Origin of the sequence: Domibacillus sp. PGB-M46 (assembly GCF_022668875.1) — a bacterium.
Classification (GTDB): Bacteria; Bacillota; Bacilli; order Bacillales; family Domibacillaceae; genus Domibacillus.
On the sequence record NZ_JAKGCR010000024.1, the window covers coordinates 61,496 to 67,946 of the forward strand.

5 protein-coding genes are annotated in these 6,451 nt (G+C 40.5%); 3 read left to right on the forward strand and 2 right to left on the reverse strand.

Going from position 1 to position 6,451, the window contains the following annotated elements; all coding sequences use genetic code 11:
• Positions 1–128 precede the first annotated feature (128 nt).
• The 3 genes from L2D08_RS19710 to L2D08_RS19720 all read left to right on the forward strand — a co-directional run bounded on the left by L2D08_RS19710 (position 129) and on the right by L2D08_RS19720 (position 3,714).
• Entirely contained in the window at positions 129–1,157 is a 1,029-nt protein-coding gene (locus L2D08_RS19710; RefSeq protein ID WP_242236427.1) for a zinc-binding alcohol dehydrogenase family protein, read from the forward strand.
• A 324-nt stretch (positions 1,158–1,481) separates the two neighbouring features.
• Positions 1,482–2,402, forward strand: a complete 921-nt coding sequence (locus tag L2D08_RS19715; protein ID WP_242236429.1) for a S66 peptidase family protein — start codon at positions 1,482–1,484, stop codon at positions 2,400–2,402.
• Between the two features lie 487 nt (positions 2,403–2,889).
• A complete protein-coding gene (locus tag L2D08_RS19720) occupies positions 2,890–3,714 on the forward strand; it encodes a protein-glutamine gamma-glutamyltransferase (protein WP_242236431.1) in 825 nt (274 codons plus the stop codon).
• A 593-nt stretch (positions 3,715–4,307) separates the two neighbouring features.
• On the opposite strand, the gene L2D08_RS19725 is transcribed toward L2D08_RS19720, so the two are convergent.
• Together L2D08_RS19725 and L2D08_RS19730 are read right to left on the reverse strand one after the other, a co-directional pair.
• Positions 4,308–4,994 (reverse strand): LbetaH domain-containing protein, encoded by a 687-nt coding sequence (locus L2D08_RS19725; RefSeq protein ID WP_242236433.1) that lies wholly within the window; start codon positions 4,992–4,994, stop codon positions 4,308–4,310.
• A 602-nt stretch (positions 4,995–5,596) separates the two neighbouring features.
• Entirely contained in the window at positions 5,597–5,860 is a 264-nt protein-coding gene (locus L2D08_RS19730) for a DUF1292 domain-containing protein (protein ID WP_242236434.1), read from the reverse strand.
• Positions 5,861–6,451: the final 591 nt, after the last annotated feature.

The window sequence follows — 6,451 nt, forward strand, 5'->3', positions numbered from 1 at the left end:
ATACGCTCTGCTATTCCCATTAATACTTTTGGAAAGTAAAAATTCAACTTACCAAATAGCAGCAGTGTTTTATATTTTAAATCATTCCACGCAAAAGGTATACTTGCAAGGAAAGGATGTGGTTGATCATGGATACAATGAAGGCAGTAGGACTAACGAGATACCTTCCCATTGAAAATCCAGAAAGTCTGGAAGATGTAGTGATTGAGAAGCCAAAAGCAACGGGGCGTGACATTTTGGTTAAAGTTGCCGCCATATCGGTCAATCCGGTTGACACGAAGGTCCGGGCTCCTAAAGACAAAGTTGAAGAATCTCCTAAAATTTTAGGCTGGGACGTAGCAGGAATTGTTGATGAAGCAGGGCCAGACTGCTCCCTGTTCCGACCGGGGGATGAAGTGTTTTATGCTGGAAGTATTGCACGACAAGGCGGCAACAGCGAATATCATCTCGTCGATGAACGCATCGTTGGGCGAAAACCCGCTTCCTTGACTTTCGCAGAAGCGGCGGCTCTTCCTCTAACTTCTATTACAGCTTGGGAAGCACTATTTACCCGAATGTTACTTTCCCAAGAGCCAAGTGTCAATAAAGGAAAAACATTGTTGGTTATTGGGGCTGCCGGGGGTGTCGGATCCATTGCTATTCAGCTTGCAAAACAAGCGGGGCTTACAGTAATTGGCACTGCTTCCCGGCCGGAAACGGTCGAATGGGTTCAATCAATGGGCGCTGATTATACGATTAATCACCATGATCCGCTTCTGCCACAGCTTCAAGCCATCGGATTCCCAAGCGTTCCGTATATTTTCTGCCTGAATGCTTTAGAGAAACATTGGGCCGGCATCGGCGAGGTTATTTCTCCTCAAGGAGTTGTATGCGCCATTGATGATCCGACTTCTCCACTTGACCTTACCATACTCAAGCAAAAAAGCGTCACCTTCGTGTGGGAATTTATGTTTACACGCTCGCTTTTTGAAACAGATGATATGATTGAACAGCACCATTTGCTTGATCGGGTCGCTGAGGCAGTGGACCAGCAAAAATTGAAAACTACGCTCACTGAAGTGCTTGGACCTATTTCAGCAGAAAACCTTCGCCAGGCCCACAAACTGTTGGAGAGCAATAATGCAATTGGCAAGATTGTACTAGAAGGTTTTGCTTAAAATCTGTTCGTGAATAAAACAACACAATAGTACTCCACGGCTCTATGAATCGAGACTATTACTGGCAAAAAGGAATAAATAAAAAGGCCGATTGCAGACTGCAGTCGGCTTCCGTTTTATAACATGGAATTTGCCGTTATTTATGACAACGCTCGCCTCGAGTACTGTTCTTTCCATTCACCTTACTTAAATGTTTTACTGCTGCTTGTGTCTCATTTGCTTTTCCTGATAGTCTTTCGTAACATCCATCATCCGAATAATCAAATATTCAGCTCTCTCCTTTCATAACCTATAAAGGCAGTAAAACTAAAGGGAGGCGGAAGTATGCCCATTAAACCAAGAATTCTGCAGCGAGGAGATACAGTCGGCATCGTTGCGCTGGGCAGTCCCGTTGCTCGGAGCATTATTGATGCCAGCATTGCTTTTCTGCAAGGAATGGGGCTTCAGGTTGTTTTGGGAAAGTATGTATATGCACAAAACGGATTCCTGGCAGGAACAGCCCAGCAGCGTGCTGAAGACTTGATGTCCATGTTCACCAATACACAGGTGAAGATGATTTTGCCTGTAAGGGGCGGTGTCGGTGTGAAAAGCATATTACCGTTCCTTGATTATACAGTGATCGCTCAAAACCCAAAAATTGTGAGCGGCTACAGCGATATTACTGTTCTATTGAACATTTTGAATCAGTTTACCGACCTTATTACATTCCACAGCTTGCTCCTTATTGACTTTAGGCCACAGACACCAGCTTATAATTTCGAGCAGTTTTTTACCATCACCTCTTCAACTGTTTCACCTCGGCCGATTCTGAACCCTACAGGAGTGCCGCTTACTGGCAGAGTACAGGGGAACGTCAGCGGACCAGTTGTTGGAGGAAATTTAACATCCATTGTCAGTACACTAGGTACACCCTATGAAATCAATACGGCCGGGAAAATTCTTTTACTCGAAGAAACGCATGAACCTATTAATACGGTTTACCGTTACATCGATCACATGAGGATGGCTGGAAAATTTGAGGATTGTCTCGGAATTATTATGGGGGAATGCACCGATTGTCCGAATGCCTATGGCAAGTCTTATAACGATTTGATTAGTGAATTTATTGTGCCCCTTGGAAAACCGCTCATGACCAACCTTGCTTCTGGGCATGGCTTCTACAAATCAGCCATTCCGATAGGTGCTAGAGTAAATTTAAATACCTCCAATAATACGATTACATTGTTGGAAGCTGCTGTAAGCTGATTCGTTCATTCTTCTTTTGGTGGTTTTCAAATATCAACAGCAGAAAATCGATACTGATGAATAAATCAAAAGTGCCGAATCATTTTTGCTCAATCAACTCTTTCCGTTTAAAAAATATATCGCTGGAGATAGATGGTCTATCTCCAGCGATATTCTCTCTAATGTTATTGTATAAATCCGCCTTGATTTCCGCTTAAAGCGTTATTGCCGATTTCCTGTCTCACTTTTTAAGCGTCTGTGCCCGCAAATCCCGGCTGCATCACAGAATTATGCGGTTGAATTGGGCTGTTTGCTGACCTTGCTAAGATAGTTGTCGAGCATATTGTTGAATTTGCTGAATTTCTGGTCTACTGACTTGATACGAGCATTTTATTAAACAGATCATACAGGTTTGTGAATGGGATGACGAAAGCCACACATTAAACCAATGCTTGAATATGCTGGATAAGAATGCAAGTGAATATTTAAACCTGGAAAGAGGTATATTATGATTCGGTTATCAGGGATGCCCTTTCAACAAAGTACTATGTGGCCATCTGGAAGCATCGAAAGTATCATTCTTCGCCGGATGAATAATGATACAGCAGTTTATTCATATTCATTCATTGGTGAATTATCGTTTGAGCTTCAGTTACGAAAAAATATCATCATCAGTGCAAGAGCAATGAACAAAAGCGGTGTACGGTTTGCAGTATTTGCCGACTCGCGCTGTAATCCTCAATACTGGAAACTGACAAGCACCGGCGGATTTCTGCTAAAGCATGGTGTAAAGTCGTCAGACGCGATTGAAGACATTTATATAAACAGCTCACAATATGCGTTCGAATGTGCAACCGCAATGGTTATTATCTATTATCACGCGCTTCTAAATACGATCGGTGAATCATTGTTTAATCGTTTGTTTCAAACTATTTATTTATACAGCTGGCATGCTGATCCTGACCTTGGAATAAAGCCCCTTTATAAAAGCCGCTTTTTGCCTGGAGATATCGTGTATTTTAGAAATCCGGACTTCAATCCACAAACCCCTCAGTGGAGAGGAGAAAATGCTGTTGTGCTGGAAGATGATATGTATTTTGGGCATGGATTAGGAATCAAGACAGCTGAACGAATGATCCATGCTTTAAATCAAAGGAGAATACCAGGAGCAGATCAATCCGCTTATCTGACAAATGTCGTTGTAAGGCCATCTTTTAAACATCTCGCGACACTTTCAGCGCTACAGCCAGTTTATTCGATTTATAAATATCAGCCTGTCATCCAACATAACCAAAGTTCAGTTTCGTTTGATCAATATGTTACCTACTTGTGATCACGAGCCCCAAGATATAATTCGACGATCAAACTCTGCTTCAAAAGATTCACTCATTAATCATTACATTCTCTATTAAGAATTATGAAATAAAGGGTGCTCGGTCCTATAAAAGCAGACACCATTTATAAATCGCGCCTCATGATTTTGCTTCAGACTATTAGAGTGATGTAATCTATATTTTTCGATTCAGCTATATTTATTAAGTAGACCTATCCAATTAGGTTTGAGAGGCTTCTTAACATCTTTTTCGATCAAAGCCTTTCCTTTACTACAACTGGAGCACTGTTCTTTAAAAGCTCAATATGCTTCTCTCCTTCTCGGATTTTCTGGCTGCTTACAATTGCTAATGTAAATGTGGTTTCTTAAAACCCTAAGCCTAAGTATGTTATTTTCTAATGAGCCATTTGTCATACCTTATGCACTCTCATCTGCGCAAGCAGTTATAACGTTCTGTATATGTAATTTAATAAGGATCTTACAGTCTTTTTTAAAAGGAAGTATATGAACTAAAATGCCAATCGATAACAAAAAAGCCTTTATGAAAAAGGCTTCTTTTATATTGGTATGCATTTTTCTGTTAAGGTTTTTCGTTACGCATGATCGTCACAGGCAAGCCCGCATGAACAACGATATTTTCCGAATAAGAGGTGATGCGAGGAAGGAAATTCTTGATTTACACGCTGTACTTCCACTGCAAATTCATTACTATCTTTTGGCACCACTGAAAGTGTATCCGCTTTTTCCTGAGTATCGATATGGGCGCCCGGCGGCACAAATTTATTTTGTGCTATACGTACGCCATTGGTGACTACAGCGTTATAAGAAATAAATGCCCCTCCTTCTACAATAGCGTTATAGACAATGGAGTTAAACCCAACAAATACATCGCTTCCAATAAAACAAGGGCCATGAACAAGCGCTTTGTGAGCTACAGTAACCTTGTTTCCAATGAATATAGAATAGCCTCTCCCGCCCACAATAAATTGCTTGTTTAATAAACCATGCAAAATAACACCATCTTGAAGATTCGTTTTAGAACCAATATAAAATGGCGTTCCTTCATCTGCACGTATGCTTACATTGGGCGCAATATACACCTGATTTTTAATCGTAACGTCCCCGATAACACTTGAAAATGGACTGATAAAAGCTGTCCGGTCAATTGTGGGCAAACGTTGAATAGGGTTAAAAGAAGTTACCGGATTAGAGCTGATAAATGGCTGAAAATAAGAAGTGCTGTAATGAGAAAACGGTATTGACCCGCTGTTTTCATTCAAGTACTCATCCCCTTAAAATTTCATGTTTAAATATCCTATGTAGAACAAATACATCAAGGCACAGATACTGAGGGCAAGAAATGGGTTCCTTTTTTCATTTGTATCTAATGTTTTAGCTGCAGAAGGTGAATAACAAGGAAAGTTTGTTGAAGAAGCGTTTTTGAGAATATAATTCTGAGGGCGGTGGACGCAATCCACTTACCACAAGCAAGAAATTTATACAACAGGCATCAGAGGAGAACTCTGCAGAGGCGAGAAATTATTATTTAAATATGCCGTTGAGGACTAGACCAGGCGGCAGAGATTATTAATGAGTACTTAACGTTTGCTAAACCGGTATCAGAAAGGAGTAAGAAAATTCATGTCCTAAAAGAGATTCAGCAATGTATTAATATTATCTCCGCCTTAGCTACAATGAATGGTGTGCAAATAAGCTTATCTTTAACCAACACGAAACAATTTATCGTTTCGGGGGAAGAGAAATAAATTTGAACAAAAAATTAGCGCCTAACCCCTTTAAAACCTTTGATTTAGTGGGATTAGGCGCTAAGGTTTTTTATACTCCCTGTTCCTTCTATACGTTTTTTCATTACATCGTTTACTTACTCTTCCTTGGCTTCATTAAATGCAGCAGATACCTTTTCCAATTCCTCATCATTTTCTATCAAGGATAACTGTTCGTCATTATCCACTCTTAAAAAGAAGACATCGATCTCTTCATCCGTTTTTTGCTGAAGCTCTTCCACATATCCTACAACTGCATATTCCTTTCCATCAAGAGCTAACGTCTTCAGCACTTCCATATCTTGTGTTCTGCCATTATCATCAATCATAGTGATGATTTCCCCAGTTTCAATTTTTTCCATATTAGTTTCCTCCCTGTTCTGCTAAAACCATTTCCTAAAATATTTTGCCCAATATCTGATCATTTAAAAGAAAAAAACCTCCTTCAAAAATTCTCAGCTCTTGAAGCGGGCACCTGAATAGTTATTCTTAGCAGAGCGGAATGATATGCTTTATAAAACAATAAACCCCTAACATAAAATGAGGACAAAGCAAAACCATAACAAAATTTCACACCGCTTTCCTACCCACTTAAAGAGCCGCAGTGCTGGCCGAAATAAAAAGCTGGTCTTAAATATCCACTATTCCCCAGCCCATGGAGATGCTTTCGTGAGCTATAGCTGCTTTGTTTTAAGAATAAAAAATGACCATAAAAATAAAACACCGGCTGAATATTCTTCAGTCAGTGTTTTATCTATACAAGGAGGAGCGTTCGCGGCAGCATCGCCTGTTCTTTTATATTTTGCAAAAATACATTTTTTTTGCATGGAATATGATTCCTACACAAAAAAGAACAGCTTCCGCTGTCCTCTCTGCTTTTGCCTGGCGGCGTCCTGCTCTCACAGGGGGAAACCCCCAACTACCATCGGCGCTGAAGAGCTTAACGGCCGTGT